Source organism: Bradyrhizobium sp. USDA 3315, assembly GCF_054056795.1.
In genome coordinates this window covers 7567078-7591928 of the sequence record NZ_JBSRYP010000001.1, presented here as the reverse complement: position 1 = coordinate 7591928, position 24851 = coordinate 7567078, and the positions used below count along the sequence as shown (strand labels likewise).

The 24851-nt window shown below is 61.2% G+C and carries 22 protein-coding genes and 1 pseudogene; 10 read left to right on the top strand and 13 right to left on the bottom strand.

Annotation, left to right across the window (positions count from 1 at the left end):
* Positions 1 to 34 precede the first annotated feature (34 nt).
* The 3 genes and pseudogenes from ACVIYL_RS35725 to ACVIYL_RS35715 all read left to right on the top strand — a co-directional run.
* A pseudogene (locus ACVIYL_RS35725) lies at positions 35 to 145 on the top strand (SAM domain-containing protein); the annotation flags it as partial.
* Positions 146 to 191: 46 nt separating this feature from the next.
* The gene (locus ACVIYL_RS35720) at positions 192 to 530 is read left to right on the top strand and encodes an adenylate/guanylate cyclase domain-containing protein (RefSeq protein ID WP_253609030.1); all 339 of its coding nucleotides are present in this window, start codon (positions 192 to 194) and stop codon (positions 528 to 530) included.
* Positions 527 to 829: a hypothetical protein gene (locus ACVIYL_RS35715; protein ID WP_253610088.1), complete on the top strand. Its 303-nt coding sequence runs from the start codon at positions 527 to 529 to the stop codon at positions 827 to 829. The genes ACVIYL_RS35720 and ACVIYL_RS35715 overlap by 4 nt, the downstream gene beginning before the upstream one ends.
* Before the next feature lie 228 nt (positions 830 to 1057).
* Here ACVIYL_RS35715 and ACVIYL_RS35710 read toward each other — a convergent pair whose 3' ends face one another.
* Positions 1058 to 1804, bottom strand: a complete 747-nt coding sequence (locus ACVIYL_RS35710; RefSeq protein ID WP_456780767.1) for a molybdate ABC transporter substrate-binding protein — start codon at positions 1802 to 1804, stop codon at positions 1058 to 1060.
* A 133-nt stretch (positions 1805 to 1937) separates the two neighbouring features.
* Positions 1938 to 3377 (bottom strand): IS1182 family transposase, encoded by a 1440-nt coding sequence (locus ACVIYL_RS35705; protein ID WP_253607763.1) that lies wholly within the window; start codon positions 3375 to 3377, stop codon positions 1938 to 1940.
* Positions 3378 to 3649: 272 nt separating this feature from the next.
* Between ACVIYL_RS35705 and ACVIYL_RS35700 the strand changes: the two genes are divergently transcribed.
* Positions 3650 to 3850, top strand: coding sequence for a DUF6494 family protein (locus ACVIYL_RS35700; RefSeq protein WP_456780766.1), 201 nt, complete (start codon positions 3650 to 3652; stop codon positions 3848 to 3850).
* A gap of 230 nt (positions 3851 to 4080) precedes the next feature.
* Here ACVIYL_RS35700 and ACVIYL_RS35695 read toward each other — a convergent pair whose 3' ends face one another.
* From ACVIYL_RS35695 to ACVIYL_RS35665, 7 genes are all read right to left on the bottom strand, one after another.
* Entirely contained in the window at positions 4081 to 4503 is a 423-nt protein-coding gene (locus ACVIYL_RS35695) for a hypothetical protein (protein WP_456780765.1), read from the bottom strand.
* 390 nt (positions 4504 to 4893) lie between these two features.
* A complete protein-coding gene (locus ACVIYL_RS35690) occupies positions 4894 to 5226 on the bottom strand; it encodes a hypothetical protein (RefSeq protein ID WP_253609027.1) in 333 nt (110 codons plus the stop codon).
* A 262-nt stretch (positions 5227 to 5488) separates the two neighbouring features.
* Positions 5489 to 6328 (bottom strand): universal stress protein, encoded by an 840-nt coding sequence (locus ACVIYL_RS35685; RefSeq protein WP_456780764.1) that lies wholly within the window; start codon positions 6326 to 6328, stop codon positions 5489 to 5491.
* A 412-nt stretch (positions 6329 to 6740) separates the two neighbouring features.
* A complete protein-coding gene (locus ACVIYL_RS35680; protein WP_253609025.1) occupies positions 6741 to 7163 on the bottom strand; it encodes a hypothetical protein in 423 nt (140 codons plus the stop codon).
* Positions 7164 to 7419: 256 nt separating this feature from the next.
* The gene (locus ACVIYL_RS35675) at positions 7420 to 7593 is read right to left on the bottom strand and encodes a hypothetical protein (protein WP_253609024.1); all 174 of its coding nucleotides are present in this window, start codon (positions 7591 to 7593) and stop codon (positions 7420 to 7422) included.
* Positions 7590 to 8144: a thioredoxin family protein gene (locus ACVIYL_RS35670; protein ID WP_253609023.1), complete on the bottom strand. Its 555-nt coding sequence runs from the start codon at positions 8142 to 8144 to the stop codon at positions 7590 to 7592. Before ACVIYL_RS35670 ends, ACVIYL_RS35675 begins: the two co-directional genes overlap by 4 nt.
* 270 nt (positions 8145 to 8414) lie before the next feature.
* The gene (locus tag ACVIYL_RS35665) at positions 8415 to 9257 is read right to left on the bottom strand and encodes a DUF1194 domain-containing protein (RefSeq protein WP_253609022.1); all 843 of its coding nucleotides are present in this window, start codon (positions 9255 to 9257) and stop codon (positions 8415 to 8417) included.
* A 1129-nt stretch (positions 9258 to 10386) separates the two neighbouring features.
* On the opposite strand from ACVIYL_RS35665, the gene ACVIYL_RS35660 reads away from it, so the two are divergent.
* The 3 genes from ACVIYL_RS35660 (at position 10387) to groL (ending at position 15920) form a co-directional block, all read left to right on the top strand.
* Positions 10387 to 13602 carry an alpha/beta fold hydrolase gene (locus tag ACVIYL_RS35660; protein WP_456780763.1) on the top strand — a complete coding sequence of 1072 codons (3216 nt, stop codon included), beginning with the start codon at positions 10387 to 10389 and terminating at the stop codon, positions 13600 to 13602.
* A gap of 279 nt (positions 13603 to 13881) precedes the next feature.
* A complete protein-coding gene (locus ACVIYL_RS35655; protein WP_456780762.1) occupies positions 13882 to 14196 on the top strand; it encodes a co-chaperone GroES in 315 nt (104 codons plus the stop codon).
* A gap of 77 nt (positions 14197 to 14273) precedes the next feature.
* On the top strand, positions 14274 to 15920 hold the full coding sequence (gene groL / locus ACVIYL_RS35650) for a chaperonin GroEL (protein WP_456780761.1): 1647 nt from the start codon (positions 14274 to 14276) through the stop codon (positions 15918 to 15920).
* Between the two features lie 138 nt (positions 15921 to 16058).
* On the opposite strand, the gene ACVIYL_RS35645 is transcribed toward groL, so the two are convergent.
* Positions 16059 to 16547: an adenylate/guanylate cyclase domain-containing protein gene (locus tag ACVIYL_RS35645; RefSeq protein WP_456780760.1), complete on the bottom strand. Its 489-nt coding sequence runs from the start codon at positions 16545 to 16547 to the stop codon at positions 16059 to 16061.
* 404 nt (positions 16548 to 16951) lie between these two features.
* Between ACVIYL_RS35645 and ACVIYL_RS35640 the strand changes: the two genes are divergently transcribed.
* Both ACVIYL_RS35640 and ACVIYL_RS35635 read left to right on the top strand, forming a co-directional pair.
* Positions 16952 to 17704: a ThuA domain-containing protein gene (locus ACVIYL_RS35640; protein WP_456780759.1), complete on the top strand. Its 753-nt coding sequence runs from the start codon at positions 16952 to 16954 to the stop codon at positions 17702 to 17704.
* Positions 17705 to 17736: 32 nt separating this feature from the next.
* A complete protein-coding gene (locus ACVIYL_RS35635; RefSeq protein WP_456780758.1) occupies positions 17737 to 18861 on the top strand; it encodes a lactonase family protein in 1125 nt (374 codons plus the stop codon).
* Positions 18862 to 19155: 294 nt separating this feature from the next.
* Here the strand turns inward: ACVIYL_RS35635 and ACVIYL_RS35630 are convergent, their stop codons facing one another.
* A complete protein-coding gene (locus ACVIYL_RS35630; protein ID WP_253606562.1) occupies positions 19156 to 20595 on the bottom strand; it encodes an IS1182 family transposase in 1440 nt (479 codons plus the stop codon).
* A 343-nt stretch (positions 20596 to 20938) separates the two neighbouring features.
* Here ACVIYL_RS35630 and ACVIYL_RS35625 point away from each other — a divergent pair, with 343 nt between their 5' ends.
* Positions 20939 to 22918 (top strand): alkaline phosphatase family protein, encoded by a 1980-nt coding sequence (locus ACVIYL_RS35625; protein ID WP_253609015.1) that lies wholly within the window; start codon positions 20939 to 20941, stop codon positions 22916 to 22918.
* Between the two features lie 92 nt (positions 22919 to 23010).
* Here the strand turns inward: ACVIYL_RS35625 and ACVIYL_RS35620 are convergent, their stop codons facing one another.
* Both ACVIYL_RS35620 and soxC read right to left on the bottom strand, forming a co-directional pair.
* Positions 23011 to 23547: a c-type cytochrome gene (locus ACVIYL_RS35620; RefSeq protein ID WP_456780757.1), complete on the bottom strand. Its 537-nt coding sequence runs from the start codon at positions 23545 to 23547 to the stop codon at positions 23011 to 23013.
* Positions 23534 to 24805: a sulfite dehydrogenase gene (soxC, locus tag ACVIYL_RS35615; protein ID WP_456780756.1), complete on the bottom strand. Its 1272-nt coding sequence runs from the start codon at positions 24803 to 24805 to the stop codon at positions 23534 to 23536. The genes ACVIYL_RS35620 and soxC overlap by 14 nt, the downstream gene beginning before the upstream one ends.
* Positions 24806 to 24851 lie beyond the last annotated feature (46 nt).

The following is a 24851-nucleotide window of genomic DNA, read 5'->3' as shown; positions in this document are numbered from 1 at the left end:
GGGATCCGCAATCGAGGGGACTACGGAGACGAAGTTGGACATCGGAGAATGGCTGCGCAGCCTGCGTCTGCAATCCTATGAGCAGACGTTCCGCGACAACGGAATTGACCTTGAGATCCTGCCCCACCTGACGGTTGAAGATCTCAAGGAGATTGGAGTCCAGGCCGTCGGCCACCGGCGGAAGCTTTTCGATGCAATCGGCCTGCTACCAGCGGACCTGGCGGCGGGCGCGGCCCGTCGCGTCGGTGGAGCGCCGACAGCTCACGCTCATGTTCGTCGACCTCGTCGGCTTGACCGACCTCAGCCGCCGTCTAGATCCCGAGGAGCTGCGCGAGGTGATGCGGGCCTACTCGAACACGGTGGCGGGAGAGATTGCGCGACTGGAGGGCCACGTCGCGAAGTTTCTGGGAGACGGAGTGCAGGCCTATTTCGGCTGGCCGCGCGCAAGCGAAGATGCGGCAGAGCAAGCTGTCCGGGCGGGACTTGCGGTGGCAACAGCGTTCAGCGGCATGTCGTCAGGCGCAGGATGAACAAGGACGCGCTGATTTCACGGCTTGCCGTCGAGATCGACGAAGTCAGCGACCATAGCGCCGCGTTGTCTGACGAGGAGAGGCAGCGCAAAATGGCCGAGCTATCTGCCAGTCGGCTGGCAGCGCAGCGGTTAGAGGCGGAATTGACCTGGCGGACGATGCACGATGGCGCGGCGATCATACCTCGAGCCGACCTTGCGCCGGCGGCTGTGCTCGGCGTCAAGCTGGTTTCGGCGGCCCCCGCTGTCCCTCGCGAGGACGAGGGTCAAGCCGGCATTGTCCACCGCGTCGGCCCATAACGCTTTCCGATGCGCCGCTGCACGGCATGGTCTGGCGGCGCGGCTCGGCGGGTGGGCATTCCTGACGCGGCCCACCCGCCGGGAGCCGTTCTCAACACCACAAGGCGCTCGCGATGTCCGCTGTGCCTCTGACAGCGGCGCAACGGCGGACATCATCGGAGGTCCGAGTTGGGCCATAGGCGGACGTTCGGTCGGAAGGCATCAACCTGTACAGTCTAGTCGAAAGCTTCAGCCAGGCTCCATGCCGTATGCCTTGATGACAGTTGCGGCGTTCGGAGCTGTCAGTGCCTTGACCAGAGCCTTCGCGGCCTCCGGTTCTTTTGCGCCAGTGTGGAGGCCGGCTGAAAACACCGTAATCTTCTGAAGCTCTGAGGGCAGCGGACCAAGATAGTCGATGCCTTTTTCGTGGATCAGTTCACTGATCTGCTGAAAACCGATTTCCGCTTCACCACTTTCGATCATCGTGCTGATCCGGCTGCCAGAGGGGACCTGTTTCATTTTTGACTTAACCTGATCGGCGATACCCATACGCTCAACCAAGTTGAGCACATGATCCCCGCTTGGTCCGCTTGAATAGCCGATGGACTTGGCTGCGAGCAGCGTCTTTTTCAGCGCTTCGCTCGATCCGATATCTGGTTTCGATGCGCCTGCCCGCACTGCGACACCAACACCTGATTTCATCAAATCCGTCCGAGTGCCGGACGCTATTTTGCCTTGCTGTGCGAACGCATCAATTACCGGTGCCCCGACGATAACTAGATCGTACGTTTCTCCAGCCGCTATGTGCCTTTTAATATTGGCGGTGCCTGCAAATGTGATTGCAACTTTGTGACCAGAATCTTTCTCGAAAGCGGGAAGTATTTCATTGATGATTTCCTTTGTCGCGCCCGAGGCGAGCACTTTGATTTCCGCGGCGCTCGCAGCGCCGGATACAAGTAGGAACACTGCCGTAGCGACTATAAATCCAGACTTCATGTCAGCCCCTAGTTGTTGGACTTCGACACTCGAAGCTAGCATGCAGTAAATGAAAACGGGGAATTCTGTCGTCCGCATCGGGTCTTGGTCGTGTAAAAACGCCAGTCCCGAGGCAGTCGGGACTGGATTGGTGTCATGCCGCGATCGCAGCCATCAGCGGCTTGATCCCGACGATGTTCATGACCCGTGTCAGATTGTAGGCCAGGACGGAGAGCGCCATTTCGGCCGCCACTTTCGGAAGCGTTTTGGTGAGGAAGTGTGTCGCTCCCATGCGGGCCTTCATGGTGCCGAACGGATGCTCGACAGTTTCGCGGCGCTGACGCATGGCGTGCGGGCTTGCATCAAGGCGCTGCTGCACAGCCTCGAGCAGATGCTCATGCTCCCATCGCGTAATCCGCCGTTCTGACCCAGGCGTGCATTGGGTCTTGAGCGAACAGCTTTGACAGGCCGTGGTCCAGTAGCGCCGCAGCACCTTGCTGTCTTCTTCATTCGTATAGCGATATGATAGCCGCTCCCCGGCCGGGCAGCGATAGACGTCCTCCTCTGGCAAATAGGCAAAGTCCTGTTTACCGAAGCGTCCGTCTGCCTTAGCGCCGGACGTTAGCGGTTTGGGCAGAGTTACCGTGATGCCCGCTTCGTGGCACGCAAGGATCTCTGGGCTGTTGAAGTAGCCGCGATCGGCTACAGCTTCGAGCGTCTCAGTCTTCAGAACAGCCTTCGCCCGCTTGGCCATATTGGCAAGTTGTGCCCGATCCGAGCCGCTGTTCGTCACCTCGTGCGTCACAATCAGATGGTGTTCGGTGTCTACGGCGACCTGTACGTTGTAGCCGACAACACCAGAGCCGCGCCCGCTCGTCGCCATCGAGCGGCTGTCGGGGTCGGTCAGGGAGATTTGCTGGTCGGGTGACGCAAGCATCTGCTTCTCGTAGACGGCAAGCTTGCCCATTTCCTCCTTCAGTTTCGTCAGCTTCTCGGTAAGCCTCGTCACCTTCGTGGCCAGGGCCTCGGTCGGCTCCTGGCGGTCGGCCGTGTCAAGTTGGCTCAGATAGCGCGCGACGCTCTCCTCCAACTGAGCACGCCGTCGCTCCATCTTCGCGCGCGTGAAGTTCCTGTCCCGGTTGTTCACGGCCTTGAACTTGCTGCCATCGATGGCGACGCTCGCCGTCGCCAGCAGACCCATCTCTCGGCAGAGTTCGACGAAGCGCGCACATACCCTGCGCAGCGCCAGGCCGTTGTCCTTGCGGAAGTCCGCAATCGTCTTGTGATCGGGAGCGAGCCGACCCAGCAGCCACATCACCTCGACGTTGCGCCCGGCCTCTCGTTCCAGCCGCCGGCTCGACTGTACCCGGTTCAGATAACCGTAAATGTAAAGCTTCAGGAGCACCGAGGGATGGTACGACGGCCGACCGGTGGCCGCCGGCTCCACACCCTCAAAGCCCATCTCAGCCAAACCGAGCGCATCGACAAATACGTCGATCACGCGAACAGGGTTGCTCTCGTCAATGAAGTCATCGAGGCATTCGGGCAACAGCGACCGCTGTCCACGATCCGCCTCTTCAACGAAGCGCCTCATCGATTCCCCCAAAGAATCACAGGAGAATCATAACAGCAGCCCAGCGTTTTCACACAGCCAGGGTCACAAGCGGCGGTCGGGGACAGCGCCAGCCGTGTCCGGTCCACCTCAAACGGCCGACCTTGCAGCCTCAGGTGTAGTCTTCAGCTCCGGGCCGGCGTTGTAGGCAATCAGGTTGACGAGGAGGTCGGCGGCGACGCGAGTTGGGTCTCGATGTTTGGTTTTTGCTCGCCTCATGTTAGACTTCGCCTGCCCGACTAGGGAGAACAGCCATGATCGCCGAGTTCGATGAAGACCGCTTCAATATGGCTATCCGTAAATTTCTGAAGCATGTCGGAGTTACATCGCAGCGTGAAATTGAGAACCTGGTGCGTAGCGGGGCGGTGAAAGGTGGCAAGCTCAAACTGCGGATGACCCTGTCCGCTGAGGGGACGCCGCTGAAACATGTAGTCGAGGAAACAATCGCACTCTGACGATGTCCCGGCTGCCCCGGCATTGCCGCCCTCTTGGTGGAGCATTCAATCCAGTTGATTTCTAGCAACAGACTGCTTTGGGTCATTCGCGACCGACCCAACCGATCCTGCCTGCCGTTTGATGTCTGCTTTTTCCCCGAAAGCGCCCCACTACTGCGCGGCGACGAAATGACGTGATGAGCCCATGAGCCGACATCGCTCCAATCAAGTAGCGATACTTGTCAGGCTCCCTAGCGGCCGTAGGGGAAGCAGCGGTCGCGATTGAGTGTGAGACCGAAATGCGCTCCCAGCGCAGCGATGGCCGCGCCTTGCTGGGGATAAGGATCGGCATTGGATGCGGCAACGATAATCATCCGGAACCCGTCGCGATCATTTCCACCCGGTGGCAACATCGCTGTAGTCAGTGCATTGCCCTCCCTGTCGCGCAACGTGAGGAAAAGCGGCATCTCTCGCTGCACATGGGCCTCGAGGCCGATGTTGCGCTCGATCGCATTGGGCCGCTCCGGACGCCAGGACTGGACTGCCTTCTCCCGCTCGCGGCGGAAATATTTCTCGACTGTGTGGCTCATCAGGCGTGACTCGTGCGCCGCTTCACCTTCCGTCTCGATACGGAACCGGGTCTTTCCGTTCGGCGCGTCGCGAACATACTGCATTTCGCCCGTCCTGCGATCGCCGCAATTTTAGGGCGACGGGCCTGTAAAGCCAATATGAGTTTCGCTCCCGTATAACGCTGCACGATCGTATAATCGGGAGTTCGGCTGCAACACCGCGCGACTATTGCCTGAGAGGCGATGGTGGAACTCAGATCTGATGAACCAAACGCAACCGGCACCGCCGTTCCTACGCATCCATCGGACTTCCGCTATACGCCCTTAGCGACCAAAGCCGCGCGGCGCTGCAATATGTCGCGAAGGGCCATTCTGCGAATCGGGAGGAGGACCGCTCCTGGCGCAAAGCGGACATATGTTTGGAGCGCTACGTCAGCAACGGCCAACGGCCGACATCGCAGGTGCAGTCCTCTAAGCACCTTCCTGTGTGACGACCTAGCGTTCACGCGCTGGATGAGCCTTCACGAATGATGACGCATCCGCCTCTATATCCACCAGAACCTCCCCGGCGAGAATTTCGGGGTCTCCAAGATCAAGGTCATGCAAGCTTGCTTGAACAAATGCCAGTACTCTATCGTTCGCCGCGATGGCGCTTTCTCGGTCGTCGAATATCATCACAGCGACGCCGACGCCTTCGCCCCCGTCCAATACATAATAAGATCTGAAGCCGTGCGATTCCCTTAAGATCTGACCGATGCCACTTTTCGCGCGGCGAGCAGCATCCGCGACCGAACGAACCTTGGTGTACTTTCGAATGACCATGTACATGAGGCCACCTACGCGTTTCCGGCTCCTCGCATCAAAGCATATCGAGCCATCACTGGACTAGGGTCTTGTGGCGCAAACCGGACCTAGTCAGGGATGGATCTCTTATCGGTCAGAGATAAAGCCAAAGGCCCCAAGGAATTGCCGCGGGCTGACAGGGCGCGAGGAAGGCGCACTCCTGCGTTGGGCAAGCTGCGATAGAAAGCAATTCTATGCTTGCTCGCGCCGCACTGCGTCGGAGGCGGAGCGAATTGTACGCGCAGTTCTAATGCGCCATTAGGACGGGTAAATCCGCGTGCTCCATGATGTAACTGGTTGCGCCACCGAATATCATTTGCCGCAGCCTGTTGCGGGTAAAGGCTCCTTTTATCAACAGATCGCAGCCTTGTACTCTGGCGGCATCAAGAACCGCCTCACCTGTGTCGCGGTCTTCCAGTTCTATGCTCACTAGCTTGGCGGCAATGTCGTTGTACCGCAATTGTCGGACTATCTGATCGGCAGATGGGCCTGGTACGTCTTGTCCGCCAATCACGGTCAGCACCGTTACCCGTTCTGCCAGACGAAGCAGCGGCATGGCAAAAGCGTTGACCCGAGCCTGCTCGGTACTACCGTTCCAGTGGATCACAATGTTTGTCGCGATGCTTCCTGGCGCGTCTGGTGGCGCCAGTAGAACGGGTCTACCGCTCTCAAACAGTGCGGATTCAATGGCGCGCCGGTTCGGGCCGGCAGCATCAACGTCCGACCGCGGCATTACAATGACGTCGAAAGCACGCCCATAACTTCCAACAAAGTCTTCACCCTCAGGCGCGGTTTCCAGCCAGCCGAAGCATGGTCGGCTCGAGCCGGCAGTGGCTGGAGGAATATCGTGCGTTAGCATGAACGCTTCGAACAAACGGTGCATTTCGGCTAACTCTTCCTGGCTCTTCGCATAGTAGGAATCCAAAGGGATGCCAGTAGCCAATTCTGCGACTAAGTATTGAGGGATACCGAACCGGAGCGGAAAGCCTTCGATGTAGGCGCCGGTACGTTGCGCGAGACGTGCGGCGGCCTCGAGTGTGGATGCCATGGTCGCAATGTTTTGGATCGGGACCAAGATCGTCTTCATTCTCAACCCCCGTGTTTCAGGTGAACATTGACAACGTCTAGTTGCCCTTGAAGGCTAACGGCTTGCGACTGAGGCCGATAGAATCTTCCGGTCGCTGTGCAGATCGTTATCAAAATGCCGAGCGATTAGCCCTCCATGTTAGCACTGCCCGGCGGTCTGTTCGACATCAGCCAAAACGCGATCACGTCGCCAGCGAGCAAACCGGCGGACGCCAGTCCGCGCTTTCGTGGGTTACGATCCACGTAATCCTGCAAGCTGCTGCAATTCTGGGCGTTCTTAACGCGCGCGGAAGGTCAGGCCGGCGCGCTCCTGCAGACGCTCGCGCGCGGACAGCTCCCGGGCCGCTTGGCATGTCCCAAACGGGGCCATGAGCCGACGTCGCTCCAATCCCGCGCGATACTTGTCAGGCTTCTTAGCGGCCATAAGGGAAGCAGCGGTGACGATCGAGTGTGAGACCGAAATGCGCTCCCAGCGCAGCGATGGCCGCTTCCTGCTCAGGATAAGGATCGGCATTGGATGCGGCAACGATGATGATCCGGAACCTGCCGCGATCCTTGCCACCCGGTGGCAGCATCGCTGTAGCCAGTGCATTGCCCTCCCTGTCGCGCAACGTGAGGAAAACCGGCATCTCTCGTCGTACATGGGCCTCGAGGCCGATGTCGCGCTCGATCGCGTTGGGCCGCTCCGGACGCCAGGACTGGAGTGCCTTCTCCCGCTCGTTGCGGAAATATTTCTCGACGTTGTGGTTCATCAGGCGCGACTCATGCGCCGCTTCACCTTCCGTCTCGATACGGAACCAGGTCTTACCCTTCGGCGCGTCGCAAACATACTGCATTTCGCTCGTCCTGCGATCGCCACGATTCTAGGGCGTCGGGCCTGCAAAGCCAACATGAGATTCGCACCCGTGAATAACGCTGCACGATCGTATAATCGGAAGTTTGGCTGCAACACCGCGCGACTATTGCCTGAGAGGCGATGGCAGAGCTCCGATCTGCTGCGGCTTCGCAAAACGGTTCGGTACGTCCAGCCTGGTAAATCTGTTCACTGAAACGTCCGCTGTGGGTCATGGTCGACGGGCTTAACCGGGTATCTCACCGGTTGATGTCCGTGTTGCCCCGGAAGCAGACCTGGAGAAGGGGGCGAAGCGACGCCGGCAGCAGCCGCAGCGCCCTCGTGATGCCGCCAGTCAAATCGCACATGTGCAGCAAATGCTGCCGCACGCGGCGGTCTCGGATACGAAACCCGTTGACAGCGATCGGCTTCATTCGTCCTTCCATTTGATCGAACAGCCAATGGACGACTTTTGGTCAGCCGGCGCCAGACCGGTGGTCGCAATCGCGCGCATGGCCTCGACAAGCTCTCGGGGCGCCCCGGCGCGAGGCGGGGTTGTGCGCCCTTCGTCGAGCCGGCCGCGATACTTGAGCTTGCGGTCGGCATTGTAACCGAAGAAGTCCGGCGTACAGACCGCCCCATACGCCCGAGCGACTGTCTGGGTCTCGTCGTGGAGATATGGAAACGGGAATTCATGAGCCTTCGCGAAACGCTTCATATTCTCAAATGAATCTTCAGGATAGCTCGCCGCATCGTTCGAGCAAATCGCCGCAAAGCCTACGCTCTCCGACATCAGCACGCGGGCGTCCGCAACCATGCGGTCGATCACCGCCTTAACGTAGGGACAATGGTTGCAGATGAAGACGACGACCGTGCCTTTTTTCCCCGCAACGTCGTCCAGTGCGTAGGTCTTGTCGTCGGTGGCCGGAAGCCGGAACCCCGCCGCCGGCGTATCAAGAACGAGTTGGGTAGCTGGTGTCGCCATATCGCACCTCCTCGTGCCCCAATATACGCTGATGACGGCCTGCTGGGGCACAGTTTCCAAAACCTTTTCGCCAGTCGCGCCGTTTTGACCGTACGTCGACCCTTCCCGGGCGACCCTTAACAGCCGCGATTTGGACGAGCGCGGGAATTCGTCGGTGTGGACCGCGAACGGACATTAGCACCTCCAATGCCCGGCGCGTGGGGCGGCGACCATAATATGCTGCTGTCTAAAGTTTGTTCGTCCGGCGCCTCTGAATGATTGCCTCGACACTCACCGCCGGCCGCGCTCCTGCGATCGTTTTTCGCCGATCAGACAGGGCACCCGGGGCTCTTTCTCCGCGGCTGGCACGATCCCGCTCTCTTGCGTGAGGCCCGCAACTTCGCGAACAAGCTTGGTCCGGATCGCTTCCTGAAATTTTTCGCGATCTTTGATCGTCATGATGAAGGCGCCCGGCCCCCCGATCACGCAGTCCTCGTAATAGAGATCGAGATTCTCGATATCGGTCGTCGAGAGGGATGGCTCCTTCACCATGATCGGGAGGCCGTTGATAATGATGCCCTTCTCCAGGGCAGCGTCGCGGGCGCCGGTTACGGGGGCTCCGTCGTTGTTCGGCCCATCGCCGGAAATATCGATGACGCGCCGCAACCCGCGATAGGGGTTCTCTTCGAACAGCTGCACCGCAAAATCAATCGCGCCGGAAATCGAGGTACTCGAGCCGCGACGAACCGGCGCTTTCATGATCTCGGCGGCCACGGCATCCGCCGATTCCGGGCCGTCGATCACGCGCCAGGGAATGATGATCTTTTCGTCGCCCGACATCGACCACTCGAAATAGGTCACGGCCACCTTGCTGCCCGGAACGGCCCTCAGCGCCTGAAGGAAGTCTTTCGACATGATGGCCTGTGCATAGCCCTCGCGCTGAATGGCGAGTTCGTCCATATCCATCGAATAGGAGACGTCGACTGCGATAACGAGCTCGACATTGACGGGCTGTACACTGCGGTTGGTGTCGGCGAATCGAGAGTTCGGGGTCGGCGCGGCAATGCCCGCAACGTCACCTCCCACGATCGCCCCCGCAACAAGCACCGCCCCGACCGAGACACACCTGCGCATGGTGGCTCTCCCGTCCTTTCACGAGCATGGTGACACCCAGAACGCAGTCCGAAAAGCGGAAACATGCAATTGCCCGGAGCCCGCTTGGATCTCCGCTGGAGATTCTGTGCTGGCTGCGCCCTTCGGATCGCAATGCCTTACGCCAGGACACGATGAACCCCTCGCCGGAGGCACTCGGTCACGCATTTGCCTGCGGCATCGCTATCACTAATGCGCGCGCCGGGTGCCGTTATTGACCGGTCTCGGGGCTGCACTCGTTCGCGCGTCTGCCTGCGGCACCGCTATCACCTGACACGCGACCGGGTGCGTTTTCTCTGGCCTCCGCGTTGCTCCAGCGTTTGACCGTTCAGCCATTCCGGGACTGATAACAATTCTCTTATGCAGCCACACCAGACCGGTCGCTTCAAGGCCAAGCCCTACGAGCGCTTCGCGGCCTTGACCCGTCCGTTCTGGCGCGGCATGGGGCTTGGCATGGATCTCGGGCACCCGAGAACCAGCACCAAGCGATCGTTGAGAGGCTCGCTGTCTGCGATTTGCTTCGGTCTTTTTTGCTAGTGCATCGGGAGAAAATGCTCTCCGTCGCTCAATAAAGCCATGCAGCCCAGCTGGCTGCTCGCTTCTGCAGGTCTGCGACTGCTACGCATGGCTGTTGCGAGTTGCCCCAACGAGCTGTCCTGGGGAAAGAAGCCGAGCAGGTCCGGGCTCCCGACCATGGTCGGCATGGGGGGCCCAGAGCTCCAGGCTGGCGGTCTCGGATGAGAAAGGAAGGCAGGACGCAGGCGAACCCTCAGTTCAAGGAAGGTAACTCTTGGCCCAAACCGAACGTTATGCCGGTGCCGCATGTCTCGGAAGGGCCAAGCACCGACTTGGCGGGGAGGGCAGCCCTTGGCGCAAAGCGGTCATTCTGCCGGACCCGCACGTCTCTGCAGGGCCAAAGGCTGACGTTACGCTCGGCTCTCCGGCGGGGTCACAATAGGTTGGGCAGGACGATGACTGGGATTGCGCTGGCACTCCGGGCGGTGCAGACCGCGGCCGTTCCTTGCCGGCAAGCGGGGGATCACGATTGTGTACGGTCGTAGGCGGCGCTAGACTCCTCCGGCTAAGGATCGGCGCTCTCTGGGAGGTCGATATGGAGCTGGCGGACTGGCTGCGACGCCTGGGGTTAGACCAGTACGAAAGCGCATTTCGTGAGAACGACGTGGACACGGAGACGCTGCTCAGCTTGACGGCAGAGGATTTGCGTGAGCTCGGCGTCACGTCACTGGGACATCGCAAGAGGCTCCTCTCGGCGATCGCCGCCTTATCCCAGCCGCGTGACGGAGCGGTGGAGGACGATCGCGGGCTGCCGGTGGCGGAAGTCAGTTCCTCGCCGCCGTCGAGGAAAATGGAGCGCGCCGAGCGCCGTCATCTGACAGTGATGTTCGCCGACCTTGTCGGGTCGACTGCCCTCTCGGTGCGTCTAGACCCCGAGGACATGAGAGAGATCCTTGCGGCCTACCACCAGGCGGTTGCAGCAGCGGTGGCGCGCTTCGAGGGATACATCGCCAAGCTTATGGGCGACGGCGTACTCGTCTATTTCGGCTGGCCGCAGGCACATGAGGACGAGGCCGAACGTGCCGTGCGCGCCGGGCTTGCAATCGTGGAAGCCGTAGGGAGGCTAGACAAACGAGCGGGTGTCGCCCTTTCCACGCGTGTCGGGATCGCAACCGGGCCGGTCGTCGTTGGCGACCTCATCGGGGAAGGGGCTGCCCAGGAAGAGGGAGTTGTTGGGGCCACGCCCAACTTCGCAGCGCGTTTGGAGCAGCTCGCAGAACCCGGTGCTGTGGTGATCTCCGAAAGCACACGGCGCCTCCTTGGCAGCTGGTTCACACTCACCGATCTGGGCCTGCAGCAGATCCGAGGGATCGAAGCCCCGCTACCGGCGTTCCGCGTTCTTGGCGAAGCGGCAGCCGAGGGTCGGTTCGAGGCCTTGCGACGCGCCGATGTTGGCCCGCTGATCGGACGCGAACACGAACTCGCTCTCCTCCTCGACCGCTGGGAGATGGCCAAAAGCGGCGAGGGTCAGGTCGTGCTGCTATCCGGCGAGGCCGGCATCGGCAAGTCTCGGATCGTCCTTGCACTCCGTGAGCGTCTCCGAAACGAACCTCGCTTCCGCATCGGGTATTACTGTTCGCCCCATCATGCCAACAGTGCGCTCTGGCCCGTGGTCACCCAGCTCCAGAGGGCGGCCGGGTATCTCCGAGAGGATGCACCCTCATTAAAGCTCGAAAAGCTGGAGCGGCTTCTCGGCACGGCCGGCGAGTTCGGGGAAGACGCGGCGCTGTTGCTCGCCGAGCTGATGGGGCTGCCGCTCAGTGGAGGCTACGCGGCGCCAGGAGGGACGCCGCAAGAGAAGAAGGCGCGGCTCTTTGGCATACTCTTGGCACAGATGGAGGGGCTTTCGCGGCAGCGGCCGATGCTCGTCGTCCTGGAGGACGCGCATTGGCTCGATCCCACGTCGGCGGAGCTGTTCGAGCGAATTGTGGACAGGATCCGGGTTCTGCCAATCCTTCTCGTCACAACCTTGCGGCCTGACGTGCCGACGTCTTGGACGAATTTTCCGCACGTCACATTACTCAGTCTCAACCGCCTCGGGCGGCCAGCATCCCGAACGCTCATCCAGATGGCGGCGGGTGAACGGTCGCTTCCGCCAATCGTGATCGAAGCCATTCTCTCCCGTACGGAGGGTGTGCCTCTGTTCGTCGAGGAATTGACGAAAGCGGTCATCGAATCGGCGATCTGGAAGACAACGGCTGGCGGCAGCGATCTCGAGCTCGCCGGACCACTTCCGCCGCCGGCCATTCCGGCGACGCTGCAGGATTCGCTCATGGCGCGTCTCGACCGCCTGGCTCCGGCACGCGAGGTAGCACAGATCGCCGCCTGCATCGGTCGGGAGTTCGATGAGGACGTCGTCAGGGCGGTCGCCGGATATCCCGAGGCGCAGCTGGCGGCGGCGCTTGGTCAGCTCTGCCAGGCGGGACTCATCCAACGACGTGGGACGCCGCCCCATCATACGTACAGCTTCAAGCACGCGCTTGTCTGCGACGCGGCCTACGCCACCTTGCTCAAATCGTCCCGTCAGCAGCTGCATGCGCGCGTCGCACAAGCGATCGAGCGGTTGCGGCCAGAGATCGCGGTGGGCCAGCCCGAGATCGTCGCCCATCATTTTATTGAAGGCGCACTGCCCGACCAGGGGGCAATTTATCTGATGGCCGCCGGTCGGCTGGCAAAGGCGCGGCATGCTGTCAAAGAAGCTGTATCCCAACTTGAAACGTGCCTGCAGCTTACGACCCGTCCTCGAGGGGATGCAGCGCCGCCCGCCCGGCGCATCGAGCACGAGTGCCTCCTGATGCTCGGTGACTTGGCCGGCGTCGACGACGACCTTGATGGAGCGAACGCCTACTACGAGCGCGCCATGGCGCTTGGCGAGACCGACGCTGACCGCGACCGCGCGCGCAAGTGCATTCATCGTGCCAAGTACGCAGTACGGGAGGGTGCACGCCTCGTCTTCTACGAGCACGGCAGCGGCGAGCCGACCGTCGTTTTCATAAATCCGATCGTATACGGGCTTGCGACCTTTGAGCCGATTCTCGAGCAGCTTTGCCAGGAATTCCGTGTCATCACGGTCGACTGCCGGGGTGCCGGACGATCCGGCCCTCTCGTGCGTCCTTACTCAACCCTCCAACACATGGAGGACCTCCGCGCGATCATCCACGCGGTCGCCGCCGCCCCAATCATCGGCGTTGACATCTCGCGCGGCTCAAACCTGCTCATCCAGCTTACTCATAGGCACCCGGAACTCGTCGGAAAGATCGTGACGGTGGGCACGCCGATGATTGGAACGCTGCCGAACGGGCGTCCGGTTTTTAACCCGGATTACACAGCGCTTCGTCAGGACGCCTATGCGCGGGGCGCCGTTGAGGAACTAGTTCGCTTGCAAACACGGTATGTCTACAGCGAGCCAGATACCGACGAGCTACGGCGGATGGCCTCCGAGCGCATGTGCAGGTTGCCGATTGAGACGATCCTTAGCTTCTACGATCCGGACCCAGGCATGGACATCGCGCCGCTGCTCGAATCGATCGCCGTCCCAACCCTCGTTACCCACGGCCGGGAAGACCGGCTCGTCACATGCGATGCCAGCGTATTCATCGCGTCTCGCATTGTCGGCGCGCAGCTCTATCTCTTCGACGGCAGGGGACACAACCCGATGTTCTCGGCTACGGACGAGTTTTGCGATGTGCTTCGCAATTTCATTCGGACAGGACGCGCGGAAAGAACGTTTCGAGGATCGGCGGCGGCGTGAACCAAGTCTCAAACAACTGCCTGGCCGCGCAGAGCATGAGCGGCGCCCGAATACCCGAACGTCACTGACGCGCAGCGAATGTCTCAATTGGGACTTGGCGGGGAGGGCAGCTGTTGGCGCAAAGCGGTCATTCTGCCGGACCCACACGTCTTTGAACGGCGAACAGGCGACATGGGTTGAAGCCCTTGCGCCCAAGTGTCACTGGCCTATGTGAGGAGCGGCGAGCACTCGCTCATTGCGACTGCCAGCCCAGCACTACAAGAAGCAAAGGAGGATCGCATGAAATTCCGTCCGCTTCACGACCGCGTCGTGGTCAAGCGCATCGAGGCCGGACAGAAGACCGCAGGCGGCATCATCATTCCCGACACTGCCAAGGAAAAGCCCTCCCAGGGCGAAGTCATCGCCGTTGGCCCGGGTGGCCGCGACGAGAGCGGCAAGCTGATTCCGATTGATATCCAGGTCGGCGACCGCGTGCTGTTCGGCAAGTGGTCGGGCACTGAAGTCAAGATCGACGGCCAGGAGCTGTTGATCTTGAAGGAGAGCGACATCATGGGCGTTGTTACCGACGTCGCCGGCTCCAAGAAGGCGGCCTGACGCCGACCGCCGCTGACGCTCACCCCTGCGCTGCCTCGGCAAGGTGAGAGACGAATTTCAATTCTGGGAGGAAAAATATGTCAGCTAAAGAAGTCAAATTAGGCGTCGATGCCCGCGACCGCATGTTGCGCGGTGTCGACATCCTCGCCAATGCGGTGAAGGTCACTCTCGGTCCGAAGGGCCGCAACGTCGTCCTCGACAAGTCGTTCGGCGCGCCCCGCATCACCAAGGACGGCGTTGCCGTCGCCAAGGAGATCGAACTCGAGGACAAGTTCGAGAACATGGGCGCGCAGATGGTGCGGGAGGTGGCGTCGAAGGCGGCGGATGTTGCCGGCGACGGCACCACCACCGCGACCGTGCTGGCCGCCGCGATCGTGCGTGAAGGCGCCAAATCGGTTGCCGCCGGCATGAACCCGATGGATCTGAAGCGCGGTATCGATCTCGCGGTCGAGGCCGTTGTTGCGGATCTGGAAAAGAACTCGAAGAAGGTTACCTCGAACGAGGAGATCGCCCAGGTCGGCACCATTTCGGCCAACGGCGATGCCGAAGTCGGGAAGTTCCTTGCGGACGCCATGAAGAAGGTCGGCAATGAGGGCGTGATCACGGTCGAGGAAGCCAAGTCGCTCGAGACCGAGCTCGACGTCGTCGAGGGCATGCAGTTCGACCGCGGCTACATCTCGCCCTATTTCGTCACCAACGCCGACAAGATGCGCGCTGAAATGGAAGACGCCTACATCCTGATCAACGAGAAGAAGCTCTCCTCGCTGAACGAGCTGCTGCCGCTGCTCGAGGCCGTGGTGCAGAGCGGAAAGCCGCTGGTCATCGTCGCTGAAGACGTCGAAGGCGAGGCACTCGCTACCCTCGTCGTCAACCGCCTGCGTGGCGGCCTGAAGGTCGCGGCCGTGAAGGCCCCGGGCTTCGGCGATCGCCGCAAGGCCATGCTGCAGGACATCGCGATCCTGACCGGCGGCCAGGCCATCTCGGAAGACCTCGGCATCAAGCTCGAGAACGTGACGCTCAACATGCTCGGCCGCGCTAGGAGGGTGATGATCGACAAGGAGAACACCACGATCGTCAACGGCGCCGGCAAGAAGGCCGACATCGACGCCCGCGTTGCCCAGATCAAGGCGCAGATCGAGGAGACCACCTCGGACTACGACCGTGAGAAGCTGCAGGAGCGTCTCGCCAAGCTCGCAGGCGGCGTCGCGGTGATCCGCGTCGGCGGCGCGACCGAGGTCGAGGTGAAGGAGCGCAAGGATCGCGTGGATGACGCGATGCATGCGACCCGTGCGGCCGTCGAGGAAGGCATCGTTCCGGGCGGCGGCGTCGCCCTGCTCCGTGCCTCCGTGCATCTCAAGGGCATCCGGACCAAGAACGACGACCAGAAGACCGGCGTCGAGATCGTGCGCAAGGCGCTGTCGTCTCCCGCTCGCCAGATCGCGATCAATGCCGGCGAGGATGGCTCCGTCATCGTCGGCAAGATCCTCGAGAAGGATCAATATTCGTTCGGCTTCGACAGCCAGACCGGCGAGTACGGCAATCTCGTCACCAAGGGCATCATCGACCCGACCAAGGTAGTTCGCGTCGCGATCCAGAACGCCTCGTCCGTAGCGGCGCTTCTGATTACCACCGAAGCCATGGTAGCCGAAGTGCCGAAGAAGAACACCGGCGCTGGTGCCGGCGGTATGCCCCCGGGCGGCGGGATGGGTGGCATGGACTTCTGAGCCCAACCGTTCAGCGCTCGAGGGAAAAGGCCCGGCAGCGATGCCGGGCCTTTCCGCGTTGCCATTGAAGGCGGTGAGGGGTAGCAGTGGCCGTTGCGGCCAGCACACGCGTTCACTTTACCTGCCTGATCTCCTCGCTCACCCTGATGACCCGCTTCTTGCTCTTGCGCCATTTTCCTTCCACGCCGATGTCCGGCACCGGAAATCCTTTTTCACAACGAGCAGATCACGCCTAACGTTTGAATACACCTCGACCATGTCGTCTCCCAAATTCCTTGAAAGCATTGTTTGAGAGCAAAGCGCGGCTCGCAGAAATGCAACCGGCTCCCCGAGATTGATGCCAATGCGTAGCTTAAGGGAGCTTCGGCCTGACGCGATGCTTTCCTGTACCTCCACCGCGCATCGCTCCGCAGCCGACGGACTTGCGAACTCGGCCAATGCGCCGTCACCTGTGGTCTTGATTAGTCGCCCGTCGTGGCGGGAGAGGCTAGGCTCGATTACTTCGTGCTTCAGCCGCTCGAACTCGGCGTAGGTGGCTTCCTCAGCGCGTTGCATCAACGCAGAGTAGCCGAACACGTCGGCCGCCAAGATCGCCGCTAGTCGCCCTTGAACCCGCTGCTCTGTCACAGCGCACTCCGAACGACCAAACTAGCCCCGCCGGTGGGACAGGGGAGGAGCCTAGCACTTTGTTGCTGTCCTGTGAGCGGTAATCGCGGGAAAGCCCTGTTTGCCGCAAGCGGCATCTGCCGGGCCCGTGGCACGGCGGCAATGGGCGTGCGTCAACTCAGGAGGTCAGAGTTGGGTCATTTTCGACCGATTCAGGCAGCTTTGCCTAGCGGCTTATATCCGCTTCGCGCTGAAAGCGACCGTAGTGCTGCGTTGGCGCGATCTGACGCGATGGGCCAATAAGCGACATTGCCAAGCCGAGGCAATCAATTGAACGGTGGCGTTGGACAGAGCGGCACCGCAGGACGCGCGGCGCGCTGATATGTGCTAAGCTTTTCTGGCCGGTAAGGCATCGGGAGAGGATTGTGACGCGACGCGAGTTCATCGCACTCGGCAGCAGCGCGGCGGCAATCCGACCGCTCGGTGCGCGTGCAGAGCACCCGCCAGAACGTGTCCTCTATTTCACATACTCGGCCGGCTATCGGCACAACGTCATACCACTTTCCGGGGCAATCCTGACGCAGCTTGGAAGGAATTCCGGTGCCTTTGAAGTCATTGCAACGGAAGACGTGTCTGAATTTTCGACCGGAAACCTCGAGCGGTACGCCGCTGTGATGTTTTACACAAGCGGTGAAATTCCGATGAGCGGCGTCCAAAAGATGGCTCTTCTCAACTTTGTGCGCTCAGGCCGTGGCTTCCTCGGCGTTCACTCGGCCACGGACACATTCTACACTTGGCCAGACTATCTCGATCTGATCGGCGGCTACAATGGTCATCCCTGGCATCAGAATGTGACTATCCAGGTGGCTGATGCAGCAGATCCACTGGTGGCGTTTCTCGGGAATTCGTTGCAGTTGAACGATGAAATCTACCAGATCAGCGACTTCGACTATCGTGGATCACGCGTGCTCCTGCGCCTCGACCAGGGTTCAGTGGACCTCAGCAAGGCCGGTGTGCATCGACGCTTCTATGGTTGGCCGCTCGCCTGGAAACGATTTTTCGGCGAGGGACGAGTATTCTATTCGGCGCTCGGCCACGAGGCGTCAGTCTGGCAGGACCCGCGCTGCCAGACAATTCTCACTAACGCTATCCTCTGGTCTACGAGAAGGTCGGCCTAGTGCCACCGGAATTGCAACGGTAGGAGGACATCATGAGACGACGCCGCGTATTGCGACTCGGGCTCGGCGGGATCGCTGCGCTCGGCGTCCTTCCCCTGATCGGAGCGACTGCTGATGGCCCCGAAACATTCGTCTACGTCTCGAACGCTGGCACCAAGGACATCTATGTCCTCGGCATGAACCGCGACACCGGTGAGCTCACCATGGTCGAGAAGGCGCCGGTGCCGGGCGCGGAGAAGACGTCGCTGGTCAGCCTGCCGATGGCGCTGGCCCCAAACGAGCGTTTCCTTTACGCGCAACTGCGCAGCGAACCGTATCCGGTGTCGACGTTCTCCATCGACCATACCAACGGGAAGCTCACCCATCTCAACGCGACGGCGCTGGTCGATCAGATGGCCTACATCAACGTCGATAAGACTGGCAAATACCTGCTCGGCGCGTCCTATGCCGGCGCCAAAGTGGCAGTCTACCCGATCGACGCGCGCTATCTCGTTGAAGACAAGGCGACCCAGATCATCGACACCAAGCCGAAGGCCCATTGCGTCTCCATCGACGCCAGCAACAAGCATGCCTATGTGCCGGTGCTCGGCGCCGATTACGTGATGCAGTTCAAGTTCGATGCCAGCACCGGCATGATGACGCCCAACGATCCGCCCACGGTGGCCACCAAGGCCGGCGCCGGCCCGCGCCATTTCATCATCCACCCGAACGGCAAATGGGGTTATCTCATCACCGAGACGACCGCGACGATTGGCACCTATTCGATCGACGAGGACAAGGGTACCCTTACCGAGGTGGCGTTCGTCGACACCGGCGATTACAACCAAAAAGATTCGGCCTTTGCATCCGACATCCATATCACGCCGAACGGAAACTTCCTCTACGGCGCCGTGCGCACGACCAGCATGCTGCATGGGTACAAGATCGATCCCGAGAGGGGCACACTGACCGGGATCGGCAAATGGCCGACCGAGAAGACCCCGCGCGGCTTCAATATCGATCCGCGCGGAAAGTTCTTGCTGGCCGTGGGGATGGATTCAGCGAGCCTGACCGTCCATGCGATCGACCAGAACAGCGGTGAGCTGAAGAGCGTCAAGCAATATCCGATGGGTAAGCAGCCGAACTGGGTTGAGATCGTCGATAGGATCCACGACTAACCGACCCTCATACCGTATTGGCCGCGCTTGCCCCGGCCAGCCAACAGACCCCCGGGTCAAGCCCGGTCAAAAGCCGCTAGAAACGGTTGGATCGCGGTGCGCAGTTACGCTCTGCGCAACTCCTTTTCAGGAGGTCGTCGTACATGTTGTCAAAAATCTGGGGAGGATGCCTTTTCGGTTCACCAGCTCAGTCTGGCCGATACGCTTACTTGTCGGACGCCAATTCGCGATGTCCGCATCGGGTCTTGGTCGTGTAAAAACGCCAGTCCCGAGGCAGTCGGGACTGGATTGGTGTCATGCCGCGATCGCAGCCATCAGCGGCTTGATCCCGACGATGTTCATGACCCGTGTCAGATTGTAGGCCAGGACGGAGAGCGCCATTTCGGCCGCCACTTTCGGAAGCGTTTTGGTGAGGAAGTGTGTCGCTCCCATGCGGGCCTTCATGGTGCCGAACGGATGCTCGACAGTTTCGCGGCGCTGACGCATGGCGTGCGGGCTTGCATCAAGGCGCTGCTGCACAGCCTCGAGCAGATGCTCATGCTCCCATCGCGTAATCCGCCGTTCTGACCCAGGCGTGCATTGGGTCTTGAGCGAACAGCTTTGACAGGCCGTGGTCCAGTAGCGCCGCAGCACCTTGCTGTCTTCTTCATTCGTATAGCGATATGATAGCCGCTCCCCGGCCGGGCAGCGATAGACGTCCTCCTCTGGCAAATAGGCAAAGTCCTGTTTACCGAAGCGTCCGTCTGCCTTAGCGCCGGACGTTAGCGGTTTGGGCAGAGTTACCGTGATGCCCGCTTCGTGGCACGCAAGGATCTCTGGGCTGTTGAAGTAGCCGCGATCGGCTACAGCTTCGAGCGTCTCAGTCTTCAGAACAGCCTTCGCCCGCTTGGCCATATTGGCAAGTTGTGCCCGATCCGAGCCGCTGTTCGTCACCTCGTGCGTCACAATCAGATGGTGTTCGGTGTCTACGGCGACCTGTACGTTGTAGCCGACAACACCAGAGCCGCGCCCGCTCGTCGCCATCGAGCGGCTGTCGGGGTCGGTCAGGGAGATTTGCTGGTCGGGTGACGCAAGCACCTGCTTCTCGTAGACGGCAAGCTTGCCCATTTCCTCCTTCAGTTTCGTCAGCTTCTCGGTAAGCCTCGTCACCTTCGTGGCCAGGGCCTCGGTCGGCTCCTGGCGGTCGGCCGTGTCAAGTTGGCTCAGATAGCGCGCGACGCTCTCCTCCAACTGAGCACGCCGTCGCTCCATCTTCGCGCGCGTGAAGTTCCTGTCCCGGTTGTTCACGGCCTTGAACTTGCTGCCATCGATGGCGACGCTCGCCGTCGCCAGCAGACCCATCTCTCGGCAGAGTTCGACGAAGCGCGCACATACCCTGCGCAGCGCCAGGCCGTTGTCCTTGCGGAAGTCCGCAATCGTCTTGTGATCGGGAGCGAGCCGACCCAGCAGCCACATCACCTCGACGTTGCGCCCGGCCTCTCGTTCCAGCCGCCGGCTCGACTGTACCCGGTTCAGATAACCGTAAATGTAAAGCTTCAGGAGCACCGAGGGATGGTACGACGGCCGACCGGTGGCCGCCGGCTCCACACCCTCAAAGCCCATCTCAGCCAAACCGAGCGCATCGACAAATACGTCGATCACGCGAACAGGGTTGCTCTCGTCAATGAAGTCATCGAGGCATTCGGGCAACAGCGACCGCTGTCCACGATCCGCCTCTTCAACGAAGCGCCTCATCGATTCCCCCAAAGAATCACAGGAGAATCATAACAGCAGCCCAGCGTTTTCACACAGCCAGGGTCAAAAGCAGCGGTCGAGGTGAGCGAGGGCCGATGTCCGGTCTGGTGCGGACAGCAGACAGGGCAACGGCTTAAGCGTTGTTCGACTCAGGGCCAACAGGCGACATCGCCGCTAATTGAGGCGGCCTCCAGATTGCATAAATAATAGTACAATTATGTGTTGGACGGCCCTGCAGCTTTAGTCCTAGCCTCTCGCGAGACGCACCCGGCGGATGCAAGCGGCCGGTCCTCCGCTGCTCAGATCCGGATGGCCGCAGCCGTGCCCGAACTGGAGGCGAATCATGAAAGCGAGATCGCTTGCTCTCGTCAGTGCCCTCTTCATCATACTGCCCCCGCTCGCCAGCGACGTGTTCGCGCAACTGGCGGACGCGTCCGCCAAGCGGCGGGCGATCGTCTTCGTCTGGGACGGGCTGCGCGCTGACGACCTGGCACCGGAAATCACGCCGAACTACTTCGCGCTCGCGCGAACTGGTGTCATCTTCGCCGACCATCACGCGGTGTATCCAACGTTTACGATGATGAACTCCGCCTCCATCGCGACAGGCACCTATCCGGGCACGCATGGATTCTACGGCAACGTGGTGTACGCCCCGCGCGCGAGCGGAAAGAACGCCAAAGGCGCCGAGATCGACTTTTCGGCGCCGGCCTTCATCGAGGATTTCGGCGTGGTCGAGGCGGTGCGCGAAGCCTACCAGGGCAGGTTGACGCGGGTTCCGACACTGCTGCAGGCAGCACAGGCCAACGGCCTGACCACCGCAGCCGTGGGCAAGTTCGGCGCCGCCTTCATTCAGGACTATCTACGGGGCGGCATCATTCTCGACGAGGACGCGGCGATACCGCTCGCCTTCGCCAAGGAACTGCAGAACGCGGGCTACGCGCTGCCGCGCAACAGCATTAACGCCCATCCGGCTCGCGAACTGAATCTCGCCAAGGATAACGGCGATCCCACTGCGCCGATCCCGATCCAGCGGCTGAAGGACGGGCAGACCGCCAACCCACTCGATCGTACGGGGGCGCTGTCGCGGCCCGGCTTTCGGTACCTGACCGATGTATTCGTCAACTACATCTTACCGGTCAAGCAACCGGACCTGACCGTGTTCTGGTCAAAGGAGCCGGACGCCACCAACCACGCCTATGGACCGGGGACCTACAATTCGATCGACGCCACCCGGATGAATGATGAGATTCTGGGCCGCGTCATGGACAAGCTTCGCGAGCTTGGCTGGGAGCAATCGACCGACATTATCATCACCCAGGACCACAATCACAGCACGGTTTCCGGCGACGTCGCGCACTTCCCGTTGCGCGACATCGCCGACGGCGGCGCCGGCGCCGTCGATCCACATGGTTACTCGGTGTCGGGCTTCGTGCGCACAGCCGAGCTACTGTCACGCGACGGGCTCAAGGCCTACGACGGTGTTGGCTGCCGCGCTATCCCGATCCTGTCGGGCATCCTGCCCGACGGCACGCACCTGCAGCCGCTGCGGGATGACGACGACGGAAGCATTTGCGGCAAGCCCCAGAAACTTACCTCCGCGGCATTTGTTGTGCCGAAGCCAGTCCCGGCGGGTGCGGTCGTCGTGGCCGCCAACGCCGGCAGCGACTACCTGTTCGTTCCGGACGGTAACCTCGGTGTGGTGAAGGCCGCTGTCGCCAGCCTACAGAGCCGGCAGCAATTCGGCGCAATCTTCGTGAGCGACCGCTACGACGAGATCGCGGGCACGCTGCCGATGAGCCTCATCAACACGGAATCAAAGGTGGCCGGACGAGCGCCGGACGTCATCGTCAGCTTCAATTACGACGGGACCATCGCAGTGGCCGGCAAGCCGGGCATCAGCTACGCAAGCTCGGTCAACCGCCGCGGCGACCACGGTAGCTTCTCACCGACCGACACGCGTATCTCGCTGCTGGCGCGCGGTCCCGATTTCAAGGTAGGCCTCTACGACACGCTGCCCACGGCCAACGTTGACATCGCCCCGACCGTTGCGCACATCCTCAAGCTCAGCATGCCGGACTTGCAGGGGCGCGTGCTCGAGGAGGCACTGAAGGACGGCCCACCGGTCACCGACTTCAGCGTGTTGCGCAAGACACACCGCTCTTCGACCCGGACCGGCTTGACCATAAAGCTGCCGACCGATCTAGACGGCCGCGGCATTGATCCGAGACTCAGCACGTATGCGGTCGAGCTACACACCAAGGTGCTGAGCCGCGGCGGCAATAGCTATACCTATTTCGACCACGCGACATCGATCCGGGAGTAGGATGTCTGCTTCACCCCTGACAACGGGGCGACAGCGGACAATCCGGGATAGCCGCTTTGGGCCCACAAGCGGACCAAGGTCCGGCCCCGAAGCTACTTCGGATTGCGCGGGAACGGGATGAACCCGTTCTGGTTCGGCATTCTCACCTTGGGCAGCGACTGCGCATCGATCACATCGTTCGATCCGACGATTCCGTTGAGATTGAGGATATAGGCCGATACCGCGTAGGCCTCGTCCGCGGTGAGCGATTTCGACTCCAGGAATGGCATTGCGCGACGCGTGTAGTCGAACAGCGTCGTTGCGTAGGGCCAGTAACTTCCCACAGTCTTTATCGGTGTCTTGTCTGGCGCCAGTGTGCCCATGCCGCCGACGAGCGCTCCAGCGAGCGCGACACTGGGCTTTATTCCCTTCTCGCCGTGACAGGACTGACATTTCGCTACATAGATGGCTTCCCCCTCGATTGCGGTGCCACGACCAGGCGGCAGACCTGCGCCATCCGGTCCGATGCTGATGTCCCACGATGCGATATCGGCGGGCGCGATCGGTTGTCCGAACTGCGGGACTTGGGCCAGGGCCGGTGCGACGGTCAGCATAGATGCGCAGACTGCAATGGGTTTAAGCGTAAACATTGCTGGCCTCCCCCTTCTCGTCGATGTGCCAGCTTGCGATGGCGTTGTAGTGGTAGACCCCACGCAAGCCGCGCTCCTCGGCGAACTGCGCGCGCGTTGGCTGCACCATGCCCGTGTCGTCGGTGGCGCGACTCTGCAGCACGGCCGGACCGCCGTTCCATTGCCACGCTGCGCGGAAGCGCACGGGCGCCTTTGGCAGGATCGGGCCCTGCAAAGCCGCCGGCGCCCAGCTCCGTCCACCGTCAGCCGAGACGTCGACCTGTCGGATGCTGCCGTTACCCGACCAGGCTAGTCCGGAAATCTCGTAGAATCCCGGTCCTCTCAGCGCGAGTCCCGGCGACGGACGGGTGATGAAGGATTTCACTTCGATCGGGAACACGAACTGCCAGGCCTTTTCATCCTTGAGCAGGATCGTGTATTTCGATGTTTCGTCTTTGGTCATGGCGGGGCCGGCAGTCAGCTTGAGCCGGCGCAGCCACTTCACGTTCATGTTGCCCTCGAAACCAGGCAGCAGCAGCCGCACGGGATAGCCGTTCGAGGGCCGCACTCGCTCGCCGTTCTGATAGAGACAGAGGAGCGCATCATCCATCGCCTTGGTGAGGGGGATGCTGCGGCTCATGGCGGCAGCATCCGCGCCCTCGGCGATCACCCAGCGCGCCTCAGGTTCGATTCCGGCTTCGTCGAGCAACGTGGAGAGCCGCACGCCGGTCCATTCCGAGCAACCCAGCAGGCCGTGAATAGCCGCCACATTGAGTGGCTGGGCCTGAGGCGCGTTGAGCGCCTGGCTGTTGCCGCCACATTCGATGAAGGCGATGCGCGATTGCATCGGATAGCGCGACAGCGCTTCGACCGTAAACACAAGCGGGCGCTTGACAAGTCCATGGATCACCAGCCGGTGTTGATCGGGATCAATTTCCGGGACGCCGGAATGGCTACGCTCGAAATGCAGCCCGGATGGCGTGATCATTCCTTCGAGCATGTGCAGCGGCGTGCGTGACGCGCCGACACCGGCCGGGTTGGGGGGCGGCGGAAAGACTTTGACGACCTTGCTCTCGAACGGTGATGGCTGGCCGTAGCCCGCAAATCCCGGACCCGGGACCTTCATCCAAGGCTGCACCGCAAGCGGTTCTGCCGATCCGCGGGACAGGCCCGCGCCGGTCGCACCGACAACGAGCGCGCCTTCAAGAAAGATACGGCGGCTTAGAATTCCGTTGCCCGCCGCCGGATCGCCTGGTTCGGGATGAGTTTTTCTAACCATGAGCAGCACTCCCTTGTTGCGGTCAAATGAACTCGCGTGCCCGCGC